General features: G+C 73.0%; 18 protein-coding genes. 4 read left to right on the top strand and 14 right to left on the bottom strand.

The features are described from left to right. From G446_RS16355 to lipB, 9 genes are all read right to left on the bottom strand, one after another. On the bottom strand, positions 1–3,680 hold a 3,680-nt coding region (locus G446_RS16355; RefSeq protein ID WP_034469456.1), incomplete at its 3' end, for a CHAT domain-containing protein. After that, on the bottom strand, positions 3,677–4,123 hold the full coding sequence (locus G446_RS18655) for a CU044_2847 family protein (protein ID WP_156916546.1): 447 nt from the start codon (positions 4,121–4,123) through the stop codon (positions 3,677–3,679). The genes G446_RS18655 and G446_RS16355, both read right to left, overlap by 4 nt. 9 nt (positions 4,124–4,132) lie before the next feature. Then, the gene (locus tag G446_RS0106390) at positions 4,133–4,951 is read right to left on the bottom strand and encodes an amino acid ABC transporter ATP-binding protein (protein WP_051285720.1); all 819 of its coding nucleotides are present in this window, start codon (positions 4,949–4,951) and stop codon (positions 4,133–4,135) included. After that, positions 4,948–5,937, bottom strand: a complete 990-nt coding sequence (locus tag G446_RS0106395; RefSeq protein ID WP_026409533.1) for an amino acid ABC transporter permease — start codon at positions 5,935–5,937, stop codon at positions 4,948–4,950. The genes G446_RS0106390 and G446_RS0106395 overlap by 4 nt, the downstream gene beginning before the upstream one ends. A gap of 2 nt (positions 5,938–5,939) precedes the next feature. Further along, positions 5,940–6,878, bottom strand: coding sequence for an ABC transporter substrate-binding protein (locus G446_RS0106400; protein ID WP_026409534.1), 939 nt, complete (start codon positions 6,876–6,878; stop codon positions 5,940–5,942). Between the two features lie 111 nt (positions 6,879–6,989). After that, positions 6,990–8,414 carry a type I glutamate--ammonia ligase gene (glnA, locus tag G446_RS0106405; protein ID WP_026409535.1) on the bottom strand — a complete coding sequence of 475 codons (1,425 nt, stop codon included), beginning with the start codon at positions 8,412–8,414 and terminating at the stop codon, positions 6,990–6,992. 243 nt (positions 8,415–8,657) lie between these two features. Further along, entirely contained in the window at positions 8,658–9,386 is a 729-nt protein-coding gene (locus tag G446_RS0106410; RefSeq protein WP_026409536.1) for a DUF4191 domain-containing protein, read from the bottom strand. 60 nt (positions 9,387–9,446) lie between these two features. Then, the gene (lipA, locus tag G446_RS0106415; protein ID WP_084779044.1) at positions 9,447–10,472 is read right to left on the bottom strand and encodes a lipoyl synthase; all 1,026 of its coding nucleotides are present in this window, start codon (positions 10,470–10,472) and stop codon (positions 9,447–9,449) included. A gap of 67 nt (positions 10,473–10,539) precedes the next feature. Then, positions 10,540–11,328 (bottom strand): lipoyl(octanoyl) transferase LipB, encoded by a 789-nt coding sequence (gene lipB / locus G446_RS0106420; protein ID WP_026409538.1) that lies wholly within the window; start codon positions 11,326–11,328, stop codon positions 10,540–10,542. A gap of 1,209 nt (positions 11,329–12,537) precedes the next feature. Between lipB and G446_RS16365 the strand changes: the two genes are divergently transcribed. The 3 genes from G446_RS16365 to G446_RS0106435 all read left to right on the top strand — a co-directional run bounded on the left by G446_RS16365 (position 12,538) and on the right by G446_RS0106435 (position 15,855). Then, complete coding sequence (locus G446_RS16365) at positions 12,538–14,553, top strand: serine/threonine-protein kinase (RefSeq protein WP_245574610.1); 2,016 nt, start codon at positions 12,538–12,540, stop codon at positions 14,551–14,553. Positions 14,554–14,629: 76 nt separating this feature from the next. Then, positions 14,630–14,878 carry a hypothetical protein gene (locus G446_RS0106430; protein WP_026409539.1) on the top strand — a complete coding sequence of 83 codons (249 nt, stop codon included), beginning with the start codon at positions 14,630–14,632 and terminating at the stop codon, positions 14,876–14,878. Next, complete coding sequence (locus tag G446_RS0106435) at positions 14,875–15,855, top strand: Clp protease N-terminal domain-containing protein (protein ID WP_026409540.1); 981 nt, start codon at positions 14,875–14,877, stop codon at positions 15,853–15,855. The genes G446_RS0106430 and G446_RS0106435 overlap by 4 nt, the downstream gene beginning before the upstream one ends. 281 nt (positions 15,856–16,136) lie before the next feature. Here the strand turns inward: G446_RS0106435 and sucB are convergent, their stop codons facing one another. From sucB to G446_RS0106450, 3 genes are all read right to left on the bottom strand, one after another. Continuing rightward, positions 16,137–17,714: a 2-oxoglutarate dehydrogenase, E2 component, dihydrolipoamide succinyltransferase gene (gene sucB / locus G446_RS0106440; protein WP_026409541.1), complete on the bottom strand. Its 1,578-nt coding sequence runs from the start codon at positions 17,712–17,714 to the stop codon at positions 16,137–16,139. A gap of 41 nt (positions 17,715–17,755) precedes the next feature. Further along, complete coding sequence (lpdA, locus tag G446_RS0106445) at positions 17,756–19,129, bottom strand: dihydrolipoyl dehydrogenase (RefSeq protein WP_026409542.1); 1,374 nt, start codon at positions 19,127–19,129, stop codon at positions 17,756–17,758. Positions 19,130–19,344: 215 nt separating this feature from the next. Beyond that, positions 19,345–20,973 (bottom strand): leucyl aminopeptidase, encoded by a 1,629-nt coding sequence (locus G446_RS0106450; protein ID WP_026409543.1) that lies wholly within the window; start codon positions 20,971–20,973, stop codon positions 19,345–19,347. A gap of 117 nt (positions 20,974–21,090) precedes the next feature. Between G446_RS0106450 and G446_RS0106455 the strand changes: the two genes are divergently transcribed. Beyond that, on the top strand, positions 21,091–21,597 hold the full coding sequence (locus tag G446_RS0106455; protein ID WP_026409544.1) for a hypothetical protein: 507 nt from the start codon (positions 21,091–21,093) through the stop codon (positions 21,595–21,597). 236 nt (positions 21,598–21,833) lie between these two features. On the opposite strand, the gene G446_RS16370 is transcribed toward G446_RS0106455, so the two are convergent. Both G446_RS16370 and G446_RS0106465 read right to left on the bottom strand, forming a co-directional pair. After that, the gene (locus G446_RS16370) at positions 21,834–23,906 is read right to left on the bottom strand and encodes a chloride channel protein (RefSeq protein WP_034469459.1); all 2,073 of its coding nucleotides are present in this window, start codon (positions 23,904–23,906) and stop codon (positions 21,834–21,836) included. 1 nt (position 23,907) lies between these two features. Beyond that, positions 23,908–25,911 (bottom strand): alpha/beta hydrolase family protein, encoded by a 2,004-nt coding sequence (locus tag G446_RS0106465; protein WP_026409545.1) that lies wholly within the window; start codon positions 25,909–25,911, stop codon positions 23,908–23,910. Between the last annotated feature and the right edge of the window lie 211 nt (positions 25,912–26,122).

The following is a 26,122-nucleotide window of genomic DNA, read 5'->3' on the forward strand; positions in this document are numbered from 1 at the left end:
GTGCCCAACTCGTGGTAGATGGCAGCCACACCGGCCTGGTCGCTGAGGGCCTCGAATATGGTCAACGCCCGCTGATACTGATTGTGAGCGGCGACATAATCCCCCTGATCCTGAGCGAGGGTGCCCAGGTCATGGTAGGTTTTGGCTATGCTGGCCTGATCGTCGAGGGTCTTGAATATGGTCAGCGCCCGCTGATACTGATTCTGGGCGGCGACATAATCCCCCTGATCCTGAGCAAGGGCACCTAACCTGTGGTACCAGACTGATTGCCGGGCCTTATTGAGGTGAGTGTTCTGGAGCTGCCTATTGGCCAGTTTCCACTCGTCATCCCATCGTCCAATACGATTGAGGATGTTCGCGGCTCTATGGGCGGCGTCGTCGGATTGCTCGACATCGCCCGCTTCGCCGAAGTGAGCATAGCACTCCATCAGGTCGTCGACATCCGCCTCCCGGCTCTGGGCCGTTGTCCAGTAGTGCCACATCCAGTAGACGGCTGCGCGCCGATGACGCTCTACCTTGTCCTCCTCGGCGGTCTCTGTAGCTGACTCTTCCTGGCGTTCCAGGGCGGAGGCGGTCCACCGGTGGACAAACCATTGTGGAGAGGAATCGTCAGCGCCCTCCAGGCGGGTAAGGAGCGTTGTGGAGACCAACTCGTCCAGAAGTTCGTCAACCGGCAGGTCGGTGGCGAACGGTGGATCTGGGGTGCCATTCGCCTCGTTCTCTGTAGCTCCGCCTTCCACGAGCGCGCCGAGAACGAAGATGACGGCGGATCTTTCAACTGGTCGGCAGAAGAGGGCGAGTCCTCTGAGGAGTTTCTTCGCCTCGGGGCTGAGAAGATCCAGGAGCTGGGGCAGAAGAACATCATTCGCGGCGAGCGTGACCGCCTCGGCGATCGATACGTCCAGATCCCGCGGTCGGTCGAGCCAACCGGCCATGTCCATGCCGTCGGGCAGAGTCCTCTTCAGCCGCTGCCTCAACTCCTGCTCGATGCGCGGCAACCGCCCCCGGCCGTGTCCGAGCAGGGCGTCGAGCATTTCCAGTGTCCTGGGGTGCCCGCCGATGCTCGCCCACAGCACGTGCAACTGATAGTCGTCGAGCGCTTCCACGTGGGGGAGGTCCCAGGCCAGGCGCAGGGTCTCACTGAAGGACAGCGGGCCCAGTCCCCACCATCGTAGGTATTCGCCGCTGTCATCGGGGAGTTCGAAGCGGTATCGGCAGGTGATGAGCAGCGAGGACGGACCCGGGGTCCTGGCCAGTACGGCGAGGAAGTCGGCCAGCCGCTGATCTGCGATCCGACGTTTCCCATGGTTCTTCGGACCATCGTGGTGGGAGTTGTCATCTTTCTGGATCGACTGCAGATTGTCCTCGAAATTATCGAGAACGATAATAATGGGCACCTGCCCGAGGAAATCGTCCTGCAGAATCCTGACCCGCGTATCCCAGTCTTCAATGGCGCGGGGATCTCCAAGCATGTTCAAGATGCCCAGGTGGTCGGAGTAGGAACGTTGTTTCAGCAGGGTGATTCGGAGTTCGGTGATGATCCGGTTCAGGAGCCCCTCGGCCGTTATCGTGCCCGATACCGTCACGACAACGAGATCGGGTCGTTGCTCGCGGGATCTCCGCAGTATCTCACCGGCCAGGCTCGTCTTGCCGATCCCGCCAATGCCGTGCAAGACCACGCCCCCGCGATCCTCATCGGCCAGGAACCGGGGGATCTCCAACTGCTCGCGTCTGCGTCCCACGAAGGACCCGACCTTGAGCGCGGGGATCTTGCCGAGCATGGGGATGGACTTCGAGGGCGCCCTCTGGCCCGACCGAACGGCCTCGGGGTCGAAGAGCGTTTCCCTGGACGACGCGGCCTGAATGGTCACCACCGACCATCCGCTCAGCACCTGCTCGTGCCGATCCCGGCTGCGCTCACTGTTCTCGCACGCCTGCAGGACCTGCCGCCGGGCGGCCGCCAGGGCGGTTGCCGGATCGGGCTCCGGCGCTTTGGCCAACTCGGCGTAGACCCGGGCGAAGACCAGGGTCGCGTAGCGGTCCGACACGGAGGTCTCCGTACCGATGACGGCCGGGGCCCCCGAGGATACGAGCTCGTCCGCGACCGCGGGCAGGTTATTGGGTCGGTCCGTCACATTCGTGTCGCAGGCGGACAGGCAGATGACCGGCGGCATCTTTCCGGGAGGTATCGCCTCCTCAATCAAAGTCCTGGCAGTCACGGGTCGTGCTTTACCGTTCTCATCCTCCAGGATGAGTTGCCCCGCGCTCCCATGGCAGGAGATGTGCAGCACGTGCACATCCCCCGCGTCGAGAGCCTTCTTGATCTCCGACGTCGTGGCGAAGGTGACGATCCTCACGTTTGCGCCTCCGGCTTTCGCCTCGCGGACGGAGGCCACGATATTGCGCAGCTCGGACTCGTAGTCGAGCTTGGGCTCGCCGTCGAGCGGCGCGGCAATGGCGACGACGATCCGCAAAGGGCCCTCCACGCGCCGGGGCGTCGGGCTCGCCACCGCCAGCCGGTAGAAGACGACCAGCGGATGGAGGGCCAGAGGGCCGTCGACTTCCGGATGGTGCAGCCCCTCCCACGGCAGTCTACGCAGTTCTTCGGGGCACTCGGTGAGATCGAGGGCGAACTCGACGGGGATCGTCTGGCTCCTGGCCTTCGCGAGGATCCGCGTGAGGGCCTCCCCGACGGCGCCGGGGAGGAACATCTCACCCATAAGGGAGCCGATCTCCTCCAGGGCGTCGAGCAGGGGCGTCGACTCGCCGACCTGCCCGCCGGGGGCCTGCGCTCCGCTACGCCGGGCTTCGACCAGGCCCCTGCGCGCCAGACGGAGGCGCTCGGAGGCCGGGAACAGTCGGCTGCGCGCGCCGCGGCACGGCTCGACCTCGCTGATGCCGAGTTCCTTGCACACCAGGCTCACCGTCTCCTGCGTCGGGCGCAGAACGACGTGAACTGCTTGCGTCGGCGCCGGGGGAGAGGGTAGGAGGGGGCCGATCAGTGGGCGGCAGAACTGCTCAATGGTGCGGCTGCGCACCACCCACACCATGTCCCGGGCCCACCCGTCGGCCGAATTGTAACGGCTCGTCACGAGCCCGACAACGGTGTTGTCCTTAGCCCGGATGACCGGTGCGCCGGACATATTGCGCAGCACGCCCGGAGCTATGATCTTGGCCAGGTACAACGAGTCGTTGCGCAGCCCTCCCATATCCCACGAGCCCGTGGTGCTGGATGCGATCAGGGCCGCATCCTCCCGGGCGTCGGCGAGCTTGGCCGCGCCCGCGACGACCACGACCTCCTTCGGCTTGACGTCCTCCGAGTCCGCCAACTCGGCCGGTGGAGTGGCCCAAGCCGCGCCGTCGATCTCCACCAGGGCGAGGTCGATCACCGTGTCGGCGCGCCGCACCCTCCCCTCAATCACGGGCCCGGTCTCTGCCAGGCCGCGCTTGAGCCGCAGCGTCACCGCCCGCTCGTCGGCCCGGGCCGCGGCGGCGGAGAATGCCCGCTCGGCGGCGACGGATGCGGCGACGACATCGGCCCCGGCGGCCTGCGCGACGTGCGCTGCGGTGAGCACCCAGCCAGGAGCGACCAGCCAACAGGTGCCCACCGTCGCACCGCCGTCGTCGAGCACCTGGCCGATGAAACCCGGGCCCAGGGCCTCGGGTGAGAGCGAACTCATCCCCCGGTCCCTTCGCCGCGGGAGGGGGCGCCACCCGCCGCTGTTGCGCCCGCGGCACTCCCGCCGGCGCCATCCCCGCCGCCCCCGCCGTCGCCGTCGTCCTCGCCGCTCTTGGCGGCCCTGTAGGTGAGGGTGACGGTTATCGAGGCGGACGCCGTGCTCGAGGCGATAATGATCTTGCCGGTGGTGGCGAAGGACAGGCCGAGCGCGACGCTCACCTCATCGGGCGAGCCGACCGTTTGCCGGATCCGCGTGACCGTCTCGGCCGTCTCCTCGGCGAAGGAGCGGATGACCGACTGGGCGCCGTCCAGCATGGTCTGGACCCTGTCGACCGCCCGGCTCCTGCTCGAGAGCTTCTCCGTGCCCGGGACGACGACGGCCTCGACGAGCACGTCCTCCTGGCCGATCCTGGCCGGGATGATGTTTGTTGTGGCGCCGGTCATGGCGGCACTTTACAGCACCGAGGACAGGAAGGCCTGCGTGCGGGCCTCGGCGGGGTGGTCCAGGACCTCGGCCGGCTCGCCCGACTCGCAGATGACGCCCCCGTCCATGAAGACCAGCTGGTCGCCGACCTCCCGGGCGAAGCCCATCTCGTGGGTGACCACGACCATGGTCATGCCGTCCGCCGCGAGGTCCTTCATGACCTGGAGGACCTCGCCGACCAGCTCGGGGTCCAGGGCAGAGGTCGGCTCGTCGAAGAGCATGAGCTCGGGGTCCATGGCCAGCGCCCGGGCGATGGCCACGCGCTGCTGCTGGCCGCCGGAGAGCTGGGAGGGGTAGTGGTCCAGGCGGTCGCCCAGGCCCACCCGCTCCAGCAGCTCGACGCCGCGCTCGCGCGCCTTGGCCTTGGGGACCTTCTTGACCTGCACCGGCGCCTCCATGACGTTCTCCAGCGCCGTCATGTGCGGGAAGAGGTTGAAGCGCTGGAAGACCATGCCGATCTTGGCGCGCTGGGCGGCCCGGGCCTTGTCGGACAGGGCGTGCAGGCGGACCGTGCCGTCGGGCTGGGGCACCTCGCGCATGCCCATGAGCTCGCCGTCGACCCACACGCGGCCGGCGTCGATGGACTCCAGCTCGTTGATGCAGCGCAGCAGGGTCGACTTGCCCGAGCCGGAGGGCCCGATGAGCACGGTGACCGAGCCCGGGTCCACGGTGAGGTCGACCCCGCGCAGCACGTGCAGCTCGTCGAAGAACTTGTGCAGGCCAGCGATGCAGACCTTGGTCGATTCGGCCCGGGCGAGGATCTCGGGGTCGGTGGGGGCGATGCTCATGGGGTGACCTCCAGGAAGGGGTTGTCCTTGGTCGTGTGGGCGTCGAGGATCGCCTGCTGGCGCCGGGACAGGCCGCGGCCCGCCTTCTTGCCGCCCGAGCGGTCGTCGAAGCCCCTGCCGTAGTAGCGCTCGAGGTAGTGCTGGCCGACCATGAGGATCGAGGTGATGATGATGTACCACACGGCCGCCACGATGAGCAGCGGGATCGTCTGGTAGGTGCGCGAGGCGTAGGCGTTGGTGACGAAGGTCAGGTCCAGGGTGAAGGGCACGGCCAGGACCAGTGAGGTGGTCTTGAGCATGGAGATCGTCTCGTTGCCGGTGGGCGGGACGATGACGCGCATGGCCTGCGGCAGCACGATGCGCCGCATGATCTGGCCCCGGCTCATGCCCAGGGCGCCCGCGGCCTCCGTCTGCCCCGGGTCCACGCTGGCCAGGCCGGAGCGGACGATCTCCGACAGGTAGGCCCCCTCGTTGATGCCCAGCCCCAGGACGGCGGCCACGAAGGGCGTGAACACGGACCTGGTGGGGAAGGTCAGCAATTCGGGGCCGAAGGGCACGCCGAGGCTGAGGTACTGGTAGAGGGAGGCCAGCGCCCCCCAGAAGACCAGCTGGGTGTAGATCGGGGTGCCGCGGAAGAACCACAGGTAGCCCAGGGCCACCCAGCGCAGGATCGGGTTGGAGGACTGGCGCATGATCGCCGTGGTCACGGCCAGCACGATGCCGATCGCCATGGCGAGGAAGGTCAGCAGCAGGGTCCAGCCCACGGCCCGCACGACGCGGACCTCGCGGAAGAAGAACCAGACCGTGTCCCAGTGGAACTTCTCATTGGTGACCAGCGCGTGCACGAACATCGCGCCCAGGACGGTGACGACGGCGGCGCTGATCCAGGTGCCCGGCTTGGGCACCGGCTTGGGCCGGTTGAGCTGGACGGGGGCCTCGCCGGCCGCGGCGGCGCCGGCGGTGTCGGTATTGCTCGTGGTGCTCATATCTACTTCTCCACCGGGGGGTTGAGTGCGGCGGTGGTCAGGGCGGCGCCCTCGATGCCCCAGGCGTCCAGGATCTTCTGCCAGATCCCCGAGTCCATGAGGTACTGGACGGCCGCCTGGATCGCCTTGGTCAGGGCGGGGTCGTTCTTGGTCAGGACGATGCCCTGGGGCAGGGCGTCCTCGATCTCGCCGACCGTCTCGACCTGGCCGCCGGTGGTCTCCACGGCGTAGCCGGCGACGGTGGAGTCGGAGTAGACGGCATCGAGGGTGCTCCCGGCCAGGGCGGTGGTGGCCTCGGACTGGGTGGAGTAGGAGCGCACCTCGATCTCGGGCTTGCCCGCCTTCTTGCAGTCCTGGGAGAAGGTGTTGATGCTCTCCTCCTGGGCGGTGCCGGTCTGCACCCCGATGGTCAGGCCGCACAGGTTGAGGTGGTCGGAGGGGTCGATGCCCTTGGGGTTGCCGGCGGCGACGTTGAAGCGGGAGCCGACGTTGATGTAGGCGATCATGTTCATGGCCGCGGTGCGCTCACGGGTGACGGTGAAGGAGGAGATCCCCGCGTCGTAGGTGGTGCCCACCCCGGCGATGATGGAGTCGAATTCGGCGGTGTGGACCTCGGCGCGCACGCCCAGGACCCGGGCGATGGCCTGGGACAGGTGCACGTCGTAGCCGACGGCGGCGCCCCCGGCGTCGAGGAACTCGGCCGGCGGGTAGTCGGTGGCGGCGGCCACGTCGAGGACGCCGTCGGCCAGCGCCCCCTCGGGGAGCATGGCGATGATGTCCGGCTGGGGCTGGATGGCGCCGGTGTCGTAGGTGGGGATGGGGGCCGAGTCATCGGTCCCCGAGGCCCGCCAGTCCTCGGCGTGGGTGCAGGCGCCGACGGCGACCAGGCTCAGACACAGTCCGACGGCGCCGACGACGCGTAGGCGGTGTGGGGTCCACATGGGGTCTCCTTGGATGGTGGGAGCGAACCGCCCGTAGACTATCCACAAGTCGGTATAGGTATGCAAATGGGCGGGGTGGTCTTGCGCACGCGCCGCCGGCCCCGCGGCCGGTCACATGTCGTAGTAGAGCTCGAACTCGTAGGGGTGCGGGCGCATGCGCATGGGCACGATCTCGTTCTCGCGCTTGTAGTCGATCCACGTCGCAATGAGATCGGGGGTGAAGACGTCGCCCTCGGTCAGGTAGTCGTGGTCGACCTCCAGGGCCTCCAGGGCCCGGTCCAGCGAGTGCGGCAGCTTGTCGATGTCGTGGTACTCCTCCGGGGCGAGCTCGTAGAGGTCCTTGTCGATGGGCTCGCGCGGCTCGATCCGGTTGCGCACGCCGTCGATGCCGGCCATGAGGACCGCGGCGAAGCACAGGTAGGGGTTGGAGGAGGGGTCGGGCACGCGGTACTCCACGCGCTTGGCCTTGGGCGAGGAGCCGGTGACCGGGATGCGGATGCAGGCCGAGCGGTTGCGGGCCGAGTAGACCAGGTTGACCGGCGCCTCGAAGCCCGGCACGAGCCGGCGGAAGGAGTTGACCGACGGGTTGGTGAAGGCCAGCAGGCTCGGGGCGTGGCGCAGGATGCCGCCGATGTACCAGCGGGCCAGGTCGGACAGCTGCCCGTAGCCGCGCTCGTCGAAGAACAGCGGCCTGCCGTCCTTCCACAGCGAGTGGTGGCAGTGCATGCCCGAGCCGTTGTCGCCGAAGATCGGCTTGGGCATGAAGGTGGCCGTCTTGCCCGCCCTCCAGGCCTCGTTCTTGATGATGTACTTGAACTTCATCATGTCGTCGCCGGCGGCCAGCAGCGAGTTGAACCGGTAGTTGATCTCCTGCTGGCCGGCGGTGCCGACCTCGTGGTGGGCGCGCTCGATCGCCAGGCCGGACTCGATGCAGGTGCGCACCATGGCGTCGCGGATGTCGGCCATCTGGTCGTTGGGGGAGACGGGGAAGTAGCCGCCCTTGAATGCCGTCTTGTAGCCCTTGTTGCCGCCCTCCTCGGTGCGCCCGGTGTTCCAGGCGGCCTCGGCGGAGTCGATGGCGTAGCGCGTGGTGGCCGGCGTCGTCTCGTACTCCACGGAGTCGAAGAGGTAGAACTCGGCCTCGGCGCCGATGTAGCAGGTGTCGGCGATGCCCGTGGAGCGCAGGTAGTCCTCGGCCTTGGCGGCGATCGAGCGCGGGTCGCGCGAGTAGACCTCGTCGGTGAAGGGGTCGACGATGGCGAAGTTGATGATGAGGGTCTTGCGCACCCGGAAGGGGTCCAGGAAGGCCGTGGTGATATCGGGCACGAGCTTCATGTCGGACTCGTGGATGGCCGTGAAGCCGCGGATCGAGGAGCCGTCGAACATGAGCCCCTGGGTCAGGGCCTCATCCTTGAAGGCGTCGACCGGGATCGTGAAGTGCTGCATGACCCCGGGCAGGTCGCAGAAGCGGACGTCGATGAACTCGACCCCCTCCCTCTCGATGCAGGTCAGGGCCTCGGCCACGTCCTTGAACATATGCGCTCCTCATGCAGATGGTCCGCGCGGCAACCGGCGCGGCGCGGGGATCGCGGCCACCGTAGGCGCGGGCGGTGACGCGGGCGTGCCGCGGATGTGTCGCAGGTGTTTCGTTTCAGTTGCGGTGGCGCGGCGGGCGGGCTCCGGGACGGGGCCCTGCGGCCCGACGACGCCGGCTCGGCGCCCGCGCGGGGCGCGGCGAACGGCCGGGGCCGTCGTCGTGCCCGCCGCCGCAGCGGCCTGTCAGCGCCCGCGCAGGGCGCGGCGGTCGGGGCGCGCCCTCATGGGATCGATGCCCTTGGGGATGGGCAGCCCCTTGGACGACAGCGAGGACAGGCGCTTGGAGACCTGGGCGATCTCGTTATCGGTGAGCCGGGTGGGCTTCGTGGGCAGCTTGCGCAGGGTCTTGGACAGGTCGAGCAGCCGGGTCTGGCCCTCGTCGGGGCCCACGTTGACGACATGGAGGGGGACGGTGGACAGGATGCGGCGGACCTTCCGGCTCTCGTCGTCGGTCATCTTCTGGGTCCTGCCCACGGGGCCCTCGACGACCAGCACGACTCCCGGCCTGCCCACGACCCGCCAGATGACGTCCTGGGTCTTGGGGTTGATGGCGGCCGGATCCGACTCGACGAACCAGCCGCGCCCGATCACCTGGTCGAGGACCCACTTGGCGGCCCCCGGGCGGCCCTCCATCTGGGTGTAGGCGGCGTGCCGCGTGGTCCAGGCCAGCAGGGCCATGCAGCCCACGCCGGCCATGGGCACGGCCAGGATGAGCCAGTACCACAGGGGCTGGTTCGTGAGCAGGGAGATGAGGACCCCCAGCGCGACGACGACCAGGGCGATGCCCCCCAGCGCCCAGCCGATCCACGGGTAGGTGCGCCGCGAGATCGTGAAGGAGTCCTTGATGTTCTGGAGGTACTGCCCGAAGCGCCGCTTCTTCTTCGGGTCGGGGCTCTGCGCTGAGGTGCTCACGATGAACCACCATAGCCGACGGCGCCGCCCGGCCGGCGTCGTCGTCCTCGACGGACGGCCTCAGCAGGCCGCGCCGAGTGGGCCGGCCAGAAGGGCCGAGGCCTCCTGGCGGGCGGTGCCGGGCACAGCCAGCTCGGCCATCGCCGCCGGGATGGGGCGGCCCTTGGCCCGCATGGCCCGGCCCCAGAGCATGCCCGAGCGGTAGGAGGAGCGCACCATGGGGCCGCTCATGACCGCCGGGATGCCCATCTCCTCGGCCGCGCCCGCCAGTTCGACGAACTCCTGGGGCTTGACCCACCGGTCGATGGGGTGGTGCAGCTTGGAGGGGCGCATGTACTGGGTGATGGTCAGGATGTCGACGCCGTGGTCCACGAGGTCCGCGATGGCCCGCTCGATCTCCGCCCGGGTCTCGCCCATGCCGAGGATGAGGTTGGACTTGGTCAGCAGGCCCGCCTCGGAGGCCCGGCGGAGCACGGACAGACTGCCCTCGTAGGAGAAGGCGGGGCGGATGCGCCTGAAGATGCGCGGAACCGTCTCCAGGTTGTGGGCGAAGACCTCGGGGGAGGCGGAGAAGACCTCCTCCAGGGCGGCCCGGTCGCCGCGGAAGTCGGGCACGAGCAGCTCGACGCCGCAGCCGGGCGCCGCGGCGTGGATCTGCCGGGCGACCTCGGCGTAGAGCCAGGCGCCGCCGTCGGGCCGGTCATCGCGGGCGACGCCGGTGACGGTGGCGTAGCGCAGCCGCATCTGCGCCACGGAGGCGGCCACGCGGGCGGGCTCGTCCTCGTCGTAGGCGGTGGGGCGGCCGGTGGCGATGTCGCAGAAGTCGCAGCGGCGGGTGCACATCTCCCCGCCGATGAGGAAGGAGGCCTCGCGGTCGTTCCAGCACTCGTAGATGTTGGGGCAGTTGGCCTCGGCGCACACGGTGTGCAGGCGCTTCTGCCTGACCATGCCCCGGACCTCCTGGTAGGTCTCGGAGATGACGGCCCGGGTCCGCAGCCACTTCGGCTTGCGCTCGATGGGCGTCTGGGCGTTGCGGGCCTCGACGCGCAGCAGCCTGCGCCCCTCGGGGGCGATCGCGTTGGTCACGGCCGATTCCTCCTCTTCCTCCTCGTCGTCATCGAGTGCGGCCTCATCCTATGCCGCCGTCTGGGACTCAAGGCCCAGGCGACGGCGGCCTCGGCGTGGCGTCGGCCACGAGGGGCGCCAGGCTCCGCTCCAGGGCCGCCGCGAGGGCGTCGGCCGGGTCCGCCGTCGCCAGGCGGCGGCCGGTCTCGGCGCTCAGCGACGTCACCCCGGCGTCGTCGATGCCGCAGGGGATGATGCGCGACAGGCTGAAGGCCTCCAGGTCGGGGTCCACGTTCAGGCCGATGCCGTGCATGGTCGCGCCCCGTGCCACGCGCACGCCCAGGGCGCAGATCTTGCGCTCCGGGCGGGGGACGGGCGCCGGAGGGCCAGGGCGCTTCGCCTCCGCCGTCGGCGCCTCCGGGCGGGGGGCGGGCGCCGGGGGACTGTCGGGGCCGGTGGGGTCGGCGGCGTCCGCGGGCACCCACACCCCCGAACGGCCCGCCACGCGCCGCGTGCCCACCCCGTAGGCGGCGCACACCTCCATGACGGCGGCCTCCAGGGCGCGCACGTACTTGATGACGTCGATGGGGCGGGCCAGGCGCACGATCGGGTAGACGGTCAGCTGCCCCGGGCCGTGCCAGGTGGTCTTCCCGCCGCGGTCGACGTCGATGACGGGCACGCCCTCGACGTCGTCGGAGGCCGGCCGCTCCCAGCTGTGGGTGCGGCGCCCGACGGTGTAGACGCTCTCGTGCTCGACCAGGATGAGGGTCGGGCCGCGACGGGCGGCGGCCACCTCGCCGTGCACCCGCCTCTGGAGGTCCCAGGCCTCGCGGTAGGGCACGAGCCGAGAGCCCAGATCGAGGTCGAGGCGCTGCACCCGCGCAGTCTACCGGCGGCGCGTCGTCGTCATTCCCCGGAAGGTTATTCAGCGGGCGTCTGCTCGCTTTTCCGGGGGAGCGATGTGGTGATGGTCCGCTCCCATGGGGCGTGGTGAGCCTTTCTCGCCGGGACGCCGGGGGTGTTCCGGTGCGGGGTCGGCGTCGTGGTCCTCGTCGTCCGCCGCCCGGGGGAGTTGATTCGATGGTGCCGCCTCGTCCCGCGTCTCGCCGGGCGCGACCGCGCGGAGGCGCTCCACGAGAGCGCAGCCCGACCCGCGGCGCTCCTCCCGGGGCCCGTGGCGGCGCGGTTTGTCCGAATCTGTTGCAAAGGCCCCCATCGCGCCGGAGCGCAGAGAGGGAATCGTTGATATTCCGCGCTTCTGCCCGCGGTCGATCTCGCCGTGAAACGCCTTTGTGGCAGATTTGGACACGCCCCCGCCCCGGACCGCCCAAATCGGACCCCATGCGCCCCATGCGCCTCAGTGTTCCCGTTCTTCGGTGCGGCGCGGGGCCGCCCCTCGCCGCGGCGGCCGAACAGGGGCGGGGAATGGCGCCCCGGGAGGATCGTTCCGGCGCCCGCCCCGCATCAGCCTTATGAGAAGGGGTCGTTGAGGGCGGTGGGGCGCGGGGGCCGGCCGTGACGGCCCGCCTGAGTCGCCCCCGGGTGCGGTGGGGGGCGCTGGGCGCGGCGGGATCGGCGGGTCGGGCGTCGGGGACAGTCCGGGCGGCGGCGGGAGAGGTTCCGGCGCCCCCGCCCCCGCCGGTCGTCCCGCATGGTGGGACGGCGTCTCGCATGTCGTGACGCGCCCCGGCCCGCGAGCACGTCACTTAACCCGCGAGATCGTACCCCAACCCGCGAGCACGTCACTTAACCCGCGAGCACGTACCTCTGGCAGACGTGCTCGCGGGTTAAGTGACGATCTCGCGGACTCGGTCGGGGTCGGGGCGGGGCGCAGGCGTGGGCGGCGTCGGGGCGGGGCGCAGGCGTGGGCGGCGTCGGGGTTGAAAGGAACTCGGGTCCGGTCCGGACACTCGCGCATCTGCTCCAGGGAGGCCGGGCCGGGGGACCGGGGCCGAGTTATCCACAGATGTCGTCGAGGCTATGGTGGGACGGGGCCCTGGTGTGGACCATGGGGGTCGTGAAGAGACCCCTGACACCATCCGCCGCCTCCGCGGATGAGACCGCATCTACAGGCGGAGCCGCTTTCATGGACGAGCCCGTCTTCACGGACGAGGCCGGGTTCATGGGCGGGGCCGACCTCGGGGACGATGTCGTCTTCGCGGGCGGGGCCGCCTCCGCGGATGAGGGCGAGTTCTCGGACGAGGTTGTCTTCGCGGACGAGGCCGGGTTCTCAGGCGAGGTCGGACTCTCGGACGCGGTCGCGTTCCCGATCGTGCTTCCGGGCGGGGCCGGGTTCGCGGGCGGGGCCGACCCCGGGGATGAGGCCGCGTTCTCGGGAGCGTCCTCACCCGCGGACCCGTTCCGCCTCGCGGCTGTGCCCTCGCCCGGTGGTGCGACCTCGCCCGCGTCAGCATCCTCATTCGCGGACTCGACCTCCCCCGTGTCCGCACTTTCGTCCGCGTCCGCGGTCTCGCCCGCGACCTCCCCCGCGGGCCCGCCCCGCCTCTTCCGCCGTCGGGCGCGCGGCGGGGACGAGCCCGTCGACCGCCTGGAGGACACGGGATTGTCGGCCGCGGACCGCGAGATCCTGGCTGACGCGGGCCTGGCCGTCGGGGCGCCCATGGGGCGCATCGGCCCGGACGGGCCGCGAGTGCTGCGCGGCCTGGACGGGGACGGGCGCGACGTCGTCGTCCACCTGCTCGACGTCCCCGAGGACGGCGGCGGGGCGCGCACGCTCCGGCGCCTGGCCGAGCTGCGGGCCCTGCGCCACCCCGCGCTGGCCCGCGTCCGGGAGGTCATCTCCCTGCCGGGCGATCGGGCCGTGGTCACCGTCGACCTCGTGCCCGGCGCGGACCTGGCCGTCGTGCTCGGCGCGCGCGGGTGCCTGACCCGCAGCGAGGCGGCCAGGCTGCTCGACGACGTCGGCTCGGCCCTGGCCCGCCTGCACGAGGCCGGGCTGGCCCACGGCGACGTCTCGAGCGCGAACGTCGTCATCACCACCGAGGGCGGGGCGGTGCTCATCGACCTGTTCGGCGGTGTCATGGAGACCGGCACGGGACGGTGGGCGGCCCCCGAGCGCGCCGGCGGCGGACCGGCGACGCCCGCCTCCGACGTCTACTCGCTGGGGGCGCTGCTGCGCAGCTGCGCCACCGGCACGGCGGTGCTCGGCGAGCGCCTGGACCGGGTTCTGGCCGACGTGCTCGTTGACGACCCCGCGCGGCGGCCCACCGCGAGGGCGCTGGCCGCCAGGGCGCCCGAGGTCGGCGCGCCCGGCGTCATCGAGCTGCCCGACGGCGCCCGCCTGGCCGCCGGGGCTCTGCGGGCGGCGGCGGCCGTGCCCACGCGGCAGATCGGCTCGCGGCGCGGCGGCAGGCGCCTCCCGGCGTTCCGCGGCGGGAGGCTCGCGGCGCGGGCGGCGGCGGTCCTGGGCGCCCTCGTCTTCGTGGGGGCCCTGGCGGCCCTCGGCCCGTGGCCGCGACTGCGCCAGGCGATCGGCTCCGTGCTGTCCGGCGGGGCGGCGCCGGCCGCTCCGGTCGCGTCGGCCGCGGAGAGCGGGGCGACGGCCGGGACGGCCGGGGGCGCCGAGGCGGCGGGCGCGTCCGCGGCGTCGGAGAGCGCGGCGTCAGCTGATCCCGCCGGTCCGACGGCGCCGTCCGGTCCCGCGGCCCCGGCCGATCCCACCGATTCGGCGACCCCGGCCGACTCGGCCGACCTGGTCGCGGTCGTCACCTCCCTGAGCTCGGCCCGCGACGGGGCCCTGGAGACGGGCGACCCGGCGGCCCTCGCGGCGACGACGGTGCCCGGGTCCCCGGCGGCGCAGGCGGACGAGGAGATGCTGACGGCGCTGAGGGACAGCGGCGAGACGGTCTCGGATCTGGAGACCTCCGTGTCGGGGGTCGAGGAGGTTGCGGTGCCCGCCGACTGCGCCGCGCGCTGGCCCGACGCCGTGGCGGTCCGTCTCAGCCGGGCCCAGCAGCCCTCGACGCGCACGGCCGCCGACGGCACGAGCCGCACCGTGCCGGCCCAGGCCTCGCACGAGATCATCCTCATCCTGGTCCCCGACCCGTGGCGCGTCGCGGAGGTGCTCCCCGCCGAGCAATAAGGGCGGCTCGGCTCGCGAGGCGCGCCGGTAGCAACTCAAGTTGACAATACGGGACTTGTCAACTTAAGTTGCACTCATGGAAGCCGTCACCATCGCCTCCACGGCCGCCGACACCGCCGACCCCGCCGCCGGACTTCGCGCAGTCGCCGCCCTGCGGCGTCTGACCGACACCCTCGAGCTCGCCCAGGTCGAGGCCGGGCTGGCCGCCGGCATGGGCTGGAGGGAGATCGCCGAGCACCTCGGCGTCACCCGGCAGGCCGTCCACAAGAAGTACGCCAAGCGGGTCGACCCCCGCCTCGCCCGACACCCGAGGAAGCGCTCATGAGCACCTGCACCCACATCTGGACCTGGCTGTCCGCCGCCCGCAGCGAGGCCATCCTGGCCCGGCACCCGCGCATCGAGGAGACCGACCTCCTCCTGGGGCTGCTGGCCCAGGGCGGGCCGGTCGCCCGGACCCTGGGCGCCGCCGGCGTCGGCCTGGCCCGGGCCCGGTCGGCGGCGACGGATCTCGACGACGCCGACCTGGCCGGGGCGAACATCCCGGTGCCCCGGGGACTGCGCCCCCGGCGGCTGCTCGTGAGCCTGGCCGTCGTGCAGGCGGACGTCGACCTCGACCTGGCGCCCGGCGCCGAGGACGTGGTCTTCGAGCGCAGGGGCCGGGTCCGCTCCGACCGCCAGGCCCTCCTCGCGCTCACGGCCGGCCCGCGCACGGCGTCCTCCCGCCTGCTCGACCACCTGGGCGTCGACGTCCCCGAACTGCGCCGCCGGTTGAAGACCGGGGCCCGCGAGCGCGTCGCGGGAGCCCGGACCGTCCCCGTTCCGCAGGACCTCCGCCGCGAGGGCATGGAGCGGGCCCGGCGCCTGGACCACTTCGTCTGCGCGCCGCCGGAGGTGCTGCGGGGGATCCTCGCCGACCCCGACCGGCTGGGCCAGTGGATGGAGCTGGGAACGGACGTCGTCGTGGAGTCCGGGTCGGGCCGGGTCGTGACCGAGTGGCGCAGGGGCCGCCGGGCCGTGCGCCTGCGCCACAGCCTGGCCTGCGAGGGGGAGTCCATCGTCTGGCGGGAGGAGGTCCTCACGGGCCGCTGGGCCGACCGGCTCTCCGCGGTGCGGCGGATCGACCTTGAGGGCGTCGACGGCGGCGCGCTCGTGCGCCTCACCCTCTTCACCCGGGCCTTCGGCCTTCTGGGACGCGTCCTCGCCCCCGTCTTCGGGAACCGCCGGTGGGGGTTCGGGATGAGGCAGCAGCTCATGGTGGTCGCCGGGCTGGCGGCCGACGATTTGGCGGGTCTGCGCCGCTGACTCTCAGGCGTGCGCGTCGGTCGGGCGGCCCGCGGCCCGCCCGACCGACGCGGGCCGGGCAGATGGGCGCTCGCGGGCTGGATCGGGGCCCGCGGGTCGCCCGACCGACGCCGATCCGGGGCGCAGCCGGCTGAAAAAGGTGGCTCCCGCGTATCTTTCAGGCGCCCGGGGGTCTTGTGCGCGCGAAGAATGGCGTCATACCGCCACTGCGTGTTCGCCGACCGGGGGAGTGGGCGCTTAAAAGTATGCGAGAGCCACCTTTTTCAGCCGGCCGCTGCGCCTCACAGGCCGAGTTCGCCGGCGAAGTCGCCCTCCTCCAGGCGCTTCTTGACGGTCATGAGGTAGCGGGCCGCGTCCGCGCCGTCGACCAGCCGGTGGTCGTAGGACAGGGCCAGGTGGCACACCGACCGCACGGCGATCGCCTCGTTGCCGTCGGCGTCGGCGACCACGCGCGGCTGCTTGGTGATCGCGCCCAGGCCGAGGATGGCGACCTCGGGCTGGTTGATGATCGGGGTGTCGAACAGGGCGCCGCCGGAGCCGGTGTTGGTGATGGTGAAGGTCGAGCCGCTCAGCTCGTCGGGGTCGACCTTGCCGGCGCGGGTGCGGGCGGCCAGGTCGTTGATGCGCCTGGCCAGGCCGGGGATGTTGAGGTCGCCGGCGTTCTTGACCACGGGCACGAGCAGGCCGCGCGGGGTGTCGACCGCGATGCCGATGTGCTCGACGTCGTGGTAGGTGACCTGCTTGTCGTCGATCGTCGCGTTGAGCTTCGGGTGGGCCTTGAGCGCCTCGGTGGCCGCGGCCACGAAGAAGGGCAGGAAGGTGAGCTTCGTGCCGTTCTTGGCCAGGAAGCCGTCCTTGGCGCGGGCGCGCAGGGAGGCGACGCGGGTGACGTCGACCTCGACGACGGTGGTCAGCTGCGCGGAGGTGCGCAGCGAGTCGATCATGCGCTCGGCGATGATCTGGCGCAGGCGACTCATCTTCTCCGTCCTGCCGCGCAGCGTCGTGTCGACGGCGGGCCGGGCCGGCGCGGCGGGGGCGGGCGCGGCCGGGCCCGCGGGAGTCGCGGGGGCCGGGGCGGACGCCGCGGCAGCCCGCGCCTCGGCCGCCCTCCTGGTCTCCTCGGCCGCGGCGGCGGCCTTCTGGACGTCCTCCTTGCGGATGCGCCCGCCCACACCGGTGCCGGTGACGGCGGCCAGGTCCACGCCCTTGTCGCGCGCCAGCTTGCGCACGATCGGGGTGACGTAGGCGGCGGAGGCGACGGCGGGAGCCGCGGGAGCGGCGGCGGGTGCGGCCGGGCTCGTGGGAGCCGCGGGCTGGACGGGAGCCGGCTCAGGCCGGGCGGGCTGGGCCGGGATCGCAGCGGAGGCGGGGGCCGGGACGGCGGGCGTCGCCGCGGTTGTGGCAGGGTCCGCGGGAGCCGGGGCGGACTGAGCCGGGGCGGCCGGGCCCGTGGGAGCCGGGGGCTGAGCCGGGGCGGCCGGGCCCGTGGGAGCCGGGGGCTGAGCGGGGGCCGGTGCGGCGGGCGCCGGGGCGGGCCGAGCGGGCTCCGCCGTCGCGGGTGCTGGCGCCGGCGCGGACGCGGCCGGGGCCGCGGGGGCTGGCGCGGCGGGGGAGGCCTCGGAGGGATCGCCGATGATCGCCAGGACTGTGCCGACGTTGACGGTCTCGTCCTCGGGCACGAGGATCTTCAGGACGGTGCCGGCCACGGGGGAGGGGACCTCGGTGTCGACCTTGTCGGTGGCGACCTCGAGCAGCGGCTCGTCGACCTCGACGGAGTCGCCCACGGCCTTGAGCCAGGAGGAGACGGTCCCCTCGGTGACGGACTCGCCCAGCGCGGGCATTTTCACGGACTCGGACATGGCTGTCTTTCCTCAATCTCTCTGCGCTGCTGGCCCGCGGCTCAGCCGTGGTTGTGCAGCGGCTTTCCGGCGAGGGCCATCGCGGCCTCGCCGAGGGTCTCGTTCTGGGTGGGGTGGGCGTGGACCAGCGCGGCGACGTCGTCGGCGTCGGCCTCCCAGTTCACGATGAGCTGGCCCTCGCCGACCTGCTCGCCCATACGGGCGCCGATGGCGTGGAAGCCGACGATGGGGCCGTCCTTGAGGGAGACGAGCTTGACGAAGCCCTGCGCGCCCAGGATCTGGCTCTTGGCGTTGCCCGCCACGTTGAACTCGGCGGTGGTCACGGCGTCCGCGCCGTGAGCCTCCTTCGCCTTGGCCTCGGTCAGGCCCACCGAGGCGATCTCGGGCTCGCAGAAGGTGACCCTGGGGACCAGGGCGTCGTCGACCGGCGCGGGGTCGAGCCCGGCGATCTTCTCCGCCACGACGATGCCCTGGGCGAAGCCGCGGTGGGCGAGCTGGACGCCGGGGACGATGTCGCCCACGGCCCACACGCCCGGCACGCTGGTGCGGCCGAGCCCGTCGGTCGTCACGAAGCCGCGGTCCATGGCCACGCCCGCCTGCTCGTAGCCCAGGTCCGCGGTGACCGGGCCGCGGCCGACGGCGATGAGCATGACCTCGGCGTCGTGGGTCTTGCCGTCCTGCGTGTGCACGGTCACGCCGCCGTCGTGGCGCTCGACGGACTCGAACATCGTGTTGGTGCGCACGGTGATCCTGCGCTTGCGGAAGGCCCGCTCGAGCTGCTTGGACACGGCCTCGTCCTCGCCCGGGACCAGGCGGGGAAGCGCCTCGATAATGGTGACGCGGGCGCCCAGGGAGGCCCAGGCGGAGGCGAATTCGACGCCGATGACGCCGCCGCCCAGCACGACGGCGGAGGCGGGGACGCGCTCGAGCCGCAGGGCGCCCTCGGAGGTCAGGACGCGGTCGTCGATGCGCTGGCCGAGGGTCTTGGAGTACGAGCCGGTGGCCAGGACGATGTTCCTGCCGCGCACCGCCCGGCCGTCCACCTCGACGGCGCCGGCACCGGCCAGGCGCCCCCGCCCGGCGATGAGGTCGATGCCGCGCGAGGCGACCAGCCCCTGCAGGCCCTTGTGCATCCTGGTGACGATGGAGTCCTTGTAGGCGTTGAGGGCCGCCATGTCCACGCCGCGCAACTCGGCGTCCACGCCCAGGGCGCGCGCGCCGCGCACGGCGTCGGCGGTCTCGGCGGCGTGCAGGAGCGCCTTGGTGGGCACGCATCCGCGGTGCAGGCAGGTGCCGCCGACCTTGTCGGCCTCGATGAGGGCGACCCGCAGGCCCAGCTGGGCCCCGCGCAGGGCCGCGGCGTAGCCGCCCGAGCCCGCGCCCAGGACGACCATGTCGTAGACGGTGTCTGTCACGAAAAACTCTCCTCGTCGATGTCCCTCGCCCGGGTGGGGCGTTCCGGCACGGGCGTCATTGTTGCACCTGAGCGGGGCGGGAAGGGGGAGGACCGACGCGGGTGGAGGGACTAGAGTCCCGTTGGGGCCGTGAATCCCGTCATATTCATCACGGGACGACGACGGCGCCGGCCGGGCGGGGACGCAGGTCCGGCCCGATTCGGACGTCCGGCGTCTCAGGCGCGGGCGCGCAGCAGTTCCAGGAGCGTGGCCGCGCCCGCGCCGGTCCCGCCCGCGGGAGTGGCGCCCCAGGGGGCCTTGCCGTTGTAGGCCGGGCCCGCCACGTCCAGGTGCGCCCACGGCGTGCGGCCGACGAACTCGCGCAGGAACAGTCCCGCCACGAGCATGCCGCCGGCGCGCGAGCCCACCGCGGCGTTGCGCAGGTGCGCGAAGGGGCTGTCGAGGCTGGCCCGCAGGTGCGCGGGCAGGGGCATGGGCCACAGGGCCTCGCCCGCCCGGGCGGCGGCCTCGACGACCTCCCGGCGCAGGGCCGGGGTGCCCATGACGCCGCCGACCCGCTCGCCCAGGGCCACGATCTGGGCGCCGGTGAGGGTGGCGACGTCGATGACGGCGTCGGGCCCGTCCTGGACCGCCCGGGCCAGGGCGTCGGCCAGGACGAGGCGGCCTTCGGCGTCGGTGTTCGTGATCTCGACGGTGGTGCCGTCGTACATGGTGATGATGTCGCCGGGCCGCTGGGCGCCGCCGCCGGGCATGTTCTCCGCCAGCGCCAGCCAGGCGTCCACGCGCACCGCCAGCTCCTGGCGGGCCGCGGCCAGGACGACGCCCAGGACCGTGGCGGCCCCGGCCATGTCCGACTTCATCTCCGGCATGGAGGCCGGCTGCTTGAGGGACAGGCCGCCGGAGTCGAAGGTGATGCCCTTGCCGACCAGGGCCACGTGCGAGCGGGCCCGCCGCGGGGCCCAGGTGGCGCGCACCAGGCGCGGCGGATGGGCCGAGCCCCGCCCCACGCCGACGATGCCGCCGAAGCCGCCCTTCTCCAGCGCCTCCTCGTCGAGGACCTCCACCTCCAGGCCGGCGGCGGCGAGGTCCCGGGCGCGTTGGGCGAAGACGGCCGGGGTCAGGCGGTTGGGCGGCTCGTCGACCAGGTCGCGGATCAGGTGCACGGCCTCGGCCAGGGCCGTGGCGCGCGCGGTCACGGCGGCCGCCGGCGCCCCGTCGGCCGGGGGCGCGGCGACGACGAGGCGCTTGGGCGGGGCCGCGGCGCCGGGGCGAGCGCCCCAGGTGTGGGCGGCGCAGGCCGCGCCCTCGGCGACGGCCGTCAGGTCGGACTCGTCGGCGGCCGGCAGGGCCAGGACCGCGTCGGCCGACCCGGCCAGGGCGCGCACCGCCCGGCCCGCGGCCCGGCCCAGCACCCCGGCGCGCCCGGCGCCCAGGGCGGCGGCGTCGTCGGACTCGTCATCGGCCCGCTCCAGCTCGCGCCCCGTGCCCACGACCAGAACGGTGGCGGCGGCGATCCCGCCCAGTGCGGCGGCGGGCAGGCGGACGACCTCGTCGAGGCCGCCGGTGAAGCCCAGGGTCGGCAGGAGCCCCTCCAGGGCCTCCACGTCGATGCCGGTGGTGTCCACGCCGTCGGTCAGGACGGCGGCCCGGGGTGCGGGCGCGGGGCCGGGAGCGGCGTCGTCCCCGGGCCCGGGCGCGGATGCGGCGTCGTCCCCGGACCTGGTGGCGCCCCCGGAGCCGGACCCGGCCCGAGCGGCCAGTACGAGGACCTCGGCCCCGAGCGCGGCGGGCGCCCGGCTCGTCAGGTCCAGGGCGGTGCGGCGGGATTGGTCGTGAGCACTCATAGCCGGTAATGGTAGTGTCCCGCGAGCGACGGCCCTCAACCCGCGGCGCGGCGGCGCATGCGGCCCGCGGCGGGGGAGTCCGCCCGGCCGTCCCCACCCAGGAGGTCGTCATTACCCATGGAGCCCGCTGCGCCCGAGGGCGTCGTCATCCGCACGATCGATGATCGCCGCCGCCCCGCCCGGGGCTGGAGCAGGATCCTCGTGGTGGTCCTGGCCGTGCTCGGCCTGGTGATCCTGGGGCCGGCCGCGGTGACGCTCATCCGCGACCCCGGCGACGCCCCGGTGGTCCGGTCCCTCAACGTCGCCGCCGGGGCGCTCCACGTGCTCGCCGCCGTGTGCGTGGCGCACAACGGCCGGCGCATGCGGATGATCGGCTGGATGAGCCTGACGGCCCTGCTGACGGGGGCGGTGCTGTTCGGGCTGCTGACCTGGACGAGCACGGCCCCCGGCCTGGAGGTCAGCGTGTGGGCCGACGGCGGTCGCCGCCTGGCCTTCCTGCCCCTGATCCTGCCGGCGGTCTCGGCGGTGTGGATGTGGTTCTCCGACCCGCGGCGCATCGTCCTGACGGCCGAGCGCATGGACGAGCTCAGCACCTCCCTGAGCGAGCGGGCGCGCACCCAGTAGCCCGGCAGACGTCCCTGAGGGCGGCCCCGAGATCGCCGGGTGGGCGCCGAGCACGTCACTTGACCCGCGAGCACGTCTGGTAACCCACGAGAACGTACCTCTAGCAGACGTGCTCGGCGGTTAAGTGGCGATCTCGCGGATCGCGGCGCCCGGCTCCCGGCCGCACCCGCCCCCGGCCGAGGGCGGGTGCGGCGCGGTGAGGACTCGGCCACGGGAGGAACTGGCGCGGTGAGGACTCAGCCGCGGGCGGAGCGCCCGCGCCAGCGCTGCTGCACGCGCGCCCCCAGGGAGGTGCGCACCTGCGCCTCCTCGAAGGCGCGGCGCTGCTGGCGGTAGACGCGCTCGACCATCTGCTCGCGCGTCACCCAGCCCACCAGTGCGAATCCGCCGCGCGGGCGCGCCTCGACGACGGGCAGCGCGCTGAAGCCGTCGCGCACCAGCGCCCCCAGGACGCCGGTCGCCCCGTCGGAGGCCAGGATGTGGTGCTCGGACAGGGGCAGCTCGCCCACCCGCTCCACCGCCCGTCCCGTCAGTGAGATCCGGGCGAGCGTGACGGCGTCCAGGCAGCCGAGCAGGATCCTGCCCCCGACGTCGGACGGGGCCCCGTCGGGCCGGGCGGCCTTGGCGGGATCATCGGCCTTTGCGCCGGCGTCGTCCCCGGCGGGATCGTCAGTCCCCGCGGTGGCGTCGGACGGCGCGGCGGCCTCGGGCCGGGCGCCGGCGTCGTCGTCCCCGGTGGCAGCTCCGCCCCCGGCCCCGGTTCCGGCGGCGTCGGGCCGGGCGCCGGCGTCGTCCCCGGCGTGCGGGGCGCCCGGCCGCCGGGTGACCGGCAGCACCGTCGCGCCCGTGCGGGCCATCTCCGCGGCCGCCCGCGCCGGGGTGTCGTCCTCGTCGAGCACGGCGGGGGGCTCGCCCATGAGCGAGCGGGCACTGGCTCGGCCCATCAGCGTGGTGCGCATCGGGTCCTCCGGGTCCTGGCCGCGGCGGCGCAGCGTCTCGGTGTAGATCGTCGTGCGGGTCAGGAAGCGCCCCGTCACCGTCGCCAGGACCACCGCCAGCATGAGCGGCACCAGCAGATCGTACTGGCCGGTCATCTCGATGATGAGGACCACCCCGGTGATGGGGGCGCGGGCGGCCCCGGAGAAGACCGCCCCCATGCCGATGACGCCGAAGACCGCGGCCGCCGTCGGCGAGTCCGGCGCGGCCAGCATCCCCATCGCCGCCCCGAGCATCCCCCCGATGCACAGGGACGGGGCGAAGACCCCGCCGGCGAACCCGGTGCCCAGCGTCACCGAGGTCGCCACCGCCTTGGCCGCCGCCAGCCCCAGCAGGGCCGCCGCCGTGTAGCGCCCGTCCAGGGCCCGGTTGAGCACCGCCGAGGACTCCCCGTAGGTCTCGGGGATCACCAGGAGCATGAGGCCCACGAGCGCCCCGCCCAGGACCGGCCGGAGCCAGACGGGCAGGCGCGCCCGCCCCGCCGCCCGCGCCGTCAGGTCCGCCGTGACCGACACGCAGCGGGAGAAGGCCACCCCGGCCACGCCCCCGATCACGCCCAGCAGCGCGACCCACCCCAGCTGGGCGTCGCCGGCCAGGTCGAGCCTGGGCAGGGACAGGGACAGGGTCGTGCCCAGCAGGTGGTGGGACAGCACGGTGGAGGACACGCAGGCGAGCACGACGAAGGCGAAGGCGTCCAGGGTGAAGTCCAGGAGCACCACCTCCATGGCGAAGAAGGCCCCCGCCAGGGGCGCGTTGAACGCCGAGGCGATGCCCGCCGCCGTCCCCGCGCCCGCCAGGAGCCGCAGGAAGTGCACCGGCAGGCCCAGGCGGCGGCTCACCAGCGTGGACACCGCCGCCCCCAGCTCGGCGATCGGGCCCTCGGGGCCCACCGAGCCGCCGCCCCCGATCGTCAGCGTGGCCGCCGCCGTGCTCGCCAGGGCCGGGAGCGGGGCCATGGAGCCGTCGCCGTGCTGGGCCGAGGACATGACGCCGCTGACGCCGTGACCCGTGCGCGTGCGCCCCAGCCGCGCCATGAGCGGGCCGACGAGCAGCCCGGAGAGCACCGGTGCGATGAGCACGAACCGGCGCCCCGCGAAGGACAGCAGCCCGAAGCTCGGCCCCAGGGACAGGGTGTAGTCCCCCGCGCCGGTCAGCAGCAGGGTCCACCGCTCGATGCCCAGCCGGAACAGGACGGCGGCGCCGCCCGAGCCCGCCCCCACCAGGACCGCCAGCGCGAACAGGCCGGAGCGGTGGTGCCGGAACAGCCCCAGGACCCGGCCCCGGCGCCGGCGCGCCGCGGCGTGCTCGGTCATGTCAGTCCAGGTTCTCCACCCGGATGGCGTCGCGGTACTCCTCCGGCGAGTCCAGCCCCCACACCTGGGCGTAGAAGCTCAGCTCCGCCTCCAGCGCCCGACGGATGTTGGAGTCGATGCGGAAGCCGTGCCCCTCGCCGGGGAAGACCTTCAGGGCCACGGGCAGCCCCCGGTCCGCCACCGCCCGGTGCATCGCCGTGGCCTGGTCGGCGGGCACGATCGCGTCCTCGCTGCCCTGCAGCAGCAGGAGTGGGGCGCGGATGGCGTCGATGCGGGTGATGGGCGAGCGCTCGGCCAGCAGCGGGTCCTCCGGCCCGCTCGCGCCCACCAGCGTCTGGATGTAGCGGGACTCGAACTTGTGGGTGGTGCGCGCCAGCCGGGCCAGGTCTGCCACGCCGAAGCAGGAGGTGGCCGCCGAGAAGACGTCGGAGCGCACCAGCGCCGACAGCACCGTGAAGCCGCCCGCCGAGGCCCCGCGCACCGCCATCCGCCTGGCGTCGACCCTCCCGGCCCGGGCCAGGTGGAGCGCGCCGCTGACCACGTCGTCGGCGTCGTAGACCCCCCAGTGGCCGTTGAGCGCCGTGCGGTAGGCCACGGAGTGGCCCGTCGAGCCCCGGTAGTTGACGTCCAGGTAGGCGAAGCCGCGGCTCGTCCAGTACTGCACGCCCAGGTTGTAGCCCGGGCGCGCGGCCGCCGTCGGACCGCCGTGGACGTTGACGATGAGCGGGGGCAGCTCGTCGTCCGGCCCGGTGCGCACGGCCGAGGCCGGCGGGTAGAAGAAGCCGTGCGCCGTGGCGCCGTCGCTCGACTCCCAGCTCACCGGGTCGGGCAGGGACACGCCCACGGCCTCCGGGCTGAACTCCCCCGAGCCGCGCAGCACCTGTGCGCCGCCGCCGCGCACCTCCACGATCGCCGGCAGGTCCAGCTCGCTGCCCGCCAGCATGACCACGCGCCCGCCGCCGGCGACCACGTTCCCGATCGGCTGCCAGCCGACGTTCCACTCCTCCAGCTCCCCGTTGGCCAGCCTGACCGCGCCCAGGTGCCACACGCCCTCGCGCGCCCAGGAGGCGACGAGGTGCTCCCCGTCCAGGACGTCGAAGTGGTGGGGGCCCAGCTGCCAGGCCGCGTCCGAGAAGGTCGCCCGCGCCGGGTGCAGGGGGCGGGTGCGCAGGCCGCTGGTCCAGCCCTCCCGGTTCGTGCCCCGGCGGGGGAAGCCCTCGGTGCGGTACAGGTTCCAGAAGCCCGAGGCGTTCGACACGTGCACCAGCTCGCACTCCTCGGTCCAGCGCGGCTCGCCCACCGAGTGCCCGTCGCCGCCGTCGACGGCCGCCTGCTCGCCGATCGTGCCGTCGGCCAGCAGGTCGCCCACGTGCAGCACCGCCTCGTCCCACGGCATGCCCGGGTGGTCCCAGGTGATCCACGCCAGGTGCTCCCCGTCGGGCGACAGGACCGGGGAGGTGACGAAGTCCGTGCCCCGCACGAGCGTGCGCACCGGGGCGTCATCGCGGGCGGCCGAGCCGTCCAGGGGGATGGCCACGAGCGTGTTGACCGGTTCGCCCTCGCCCCGGTGGTCCTCCCTCACCGCGTAGACCAGGCCCCGCCCGGTGTCGATCTCCAGGTCGCCGTGGCGCACGTCCCCGTAGATAGTCAGGGGCACCAGGCCGCGCAGGCGGTGGTTGACGTCGTAGCGGTACAGGCGCCCGTCCCCGGCGTGGGAGACCACCACGATCCCCGAGTCCACCGCGTAGGCCCGCCCGCCGTACTCGTGCACGCGCGTGCGCACGTCCACCAGCTCGTCGGACGGCGTCAGCGGCAGGATCTCGCCGATCTGCCCGTCGCCGTCGCGGCGCAGCAGCACATTGCGGCCCGCCTGGGAGGCGCGCTGCTCCACCCAGTAGGTGTCGGGGCCGTCAACGCGCACCTGGGACAGGCGCACCGTGCGGGTCGTGATCGTGCCGGGGGTGATGGGGGAGGGCCAGGTGCCGTAGGGGGCGGTGGTGCTCACGGGTGCTCCTCGTGCTCGGGGCGCCCCGGGGCCGGCCGGAGCGCGCTGCAAGGACCACCTTACGTGCTCCCCGGGCGCGGCGCGGCGGACGGCGTGCCCGGGGCGCCGGACCGGCCGACCCGCCGGCGGGCCGCGGGCCGATGACCGGGGCCCGCCCCGCGGGCCGGACCGGCCGCGAGCGCCTATGCTGGAGTGACCGCCCGTGACCGGC

It is taken from the genome of Actinomyces dentalis DSM 19115, from assembly GCF_000429225.1.
Classification (GTDB): Bacteria; Actinomycetota; Actinomycetes; order Actinomycetales; family Actinomycetaceae; genus Actinomyces; species Actinomyces dentalis.

What these genes read in the sequence shown, in the direction of transcription:
- G446_RS18655 (WP_156916546.1), bottom strand. Translation starts at nt 4,123, where the DNA reads ATGACCGGCGCCACAACAAACATCATCCCGGCCAGGATCGGCCAGGAG.
- G446_RS0106390 (WP_051285720.1), bottom strand. Translation starts at nt 4,951, where the DNA reads ATGAGCATCGCCCCCACCGACCCCGAGATCCTCGCCCGGGCCGAATCG.
- G446_RS0106395 (WP_026409533.1), bottom strand. Translation starts at nt 5,937, where the DNA reads ATGAGCACCACGAGCAATACCGACACCGCCGGCGCCGCCGCGGCCGGC.
- G446_RS0106400 (WP_026409534.1), bottom strand. Translation starts at nt 6,878, where the DNA reads ATGTGGACCCCACACCGCCTACGCGTCGTCGGCGCCGTCGGACTGTGT.
- glnA (WP_026409535.1), bottom strand. Translation starts at nt 8,414, where the DNA reads ATGTTCAAGGACGTGGCCGAGGCCCTGACCTGCATCGAGAGGGAGGGG.
- G446_RS16365 (WP_245574610.1), top strand. Translation starts at nt 12,538, where the DNA reads ATGGACGAGCCCGTCTTCACGGACGAGGCCGGGTTCATGGGCGGGGCC.
- G446_RS0106430 (WP_026409539.1), top strand. Translation starts at nt 14,630, where the DNA reads ATGGAAGCCGTCACCATCGCCTCCACGGCCGCCGACACCGCCGACCCC.
- G446_RS0106435 (WP_026409540.1), top strand. Translation starts at nt 14,875, where the DNA reads ATGAGCACCTGCACCCACATCTGGACCTGGCTGTCCGCCGCCCGCAGC.
- sucB (WP_026409541.1), bottom strand. Translation starts at nt 17,714, where the DNA reads ATGTCCGAGTCCGTGAAAATGCCCGCGCTGGGCGAGTCCGTCACCGAG.
- G446_RS0106450 (WP_026409543.1), bottom strand. Translation starts at nt 20,973, where the DNA reads ATGAGTGCTCACGACCAATCCCGCCGCACCGCCCTGGACCTGACGAGC.
- G446_RS0106455 (WP_026409544.1), top strand. Translation starts at nt 21,091, where the DNA reads ATGGAGCCCGCTGCGCCCGAGGGCGTCGTCATCCGCACGATCGATGAT.
- G446_RS16370 (WP_034469459.1), bottom strand. Translation starts at nt 23,906, where the DNA reads ATGACCGAGCACGCCGCGGCGCGCCGGCGCCGGGGCCGGGTCCTGGGG.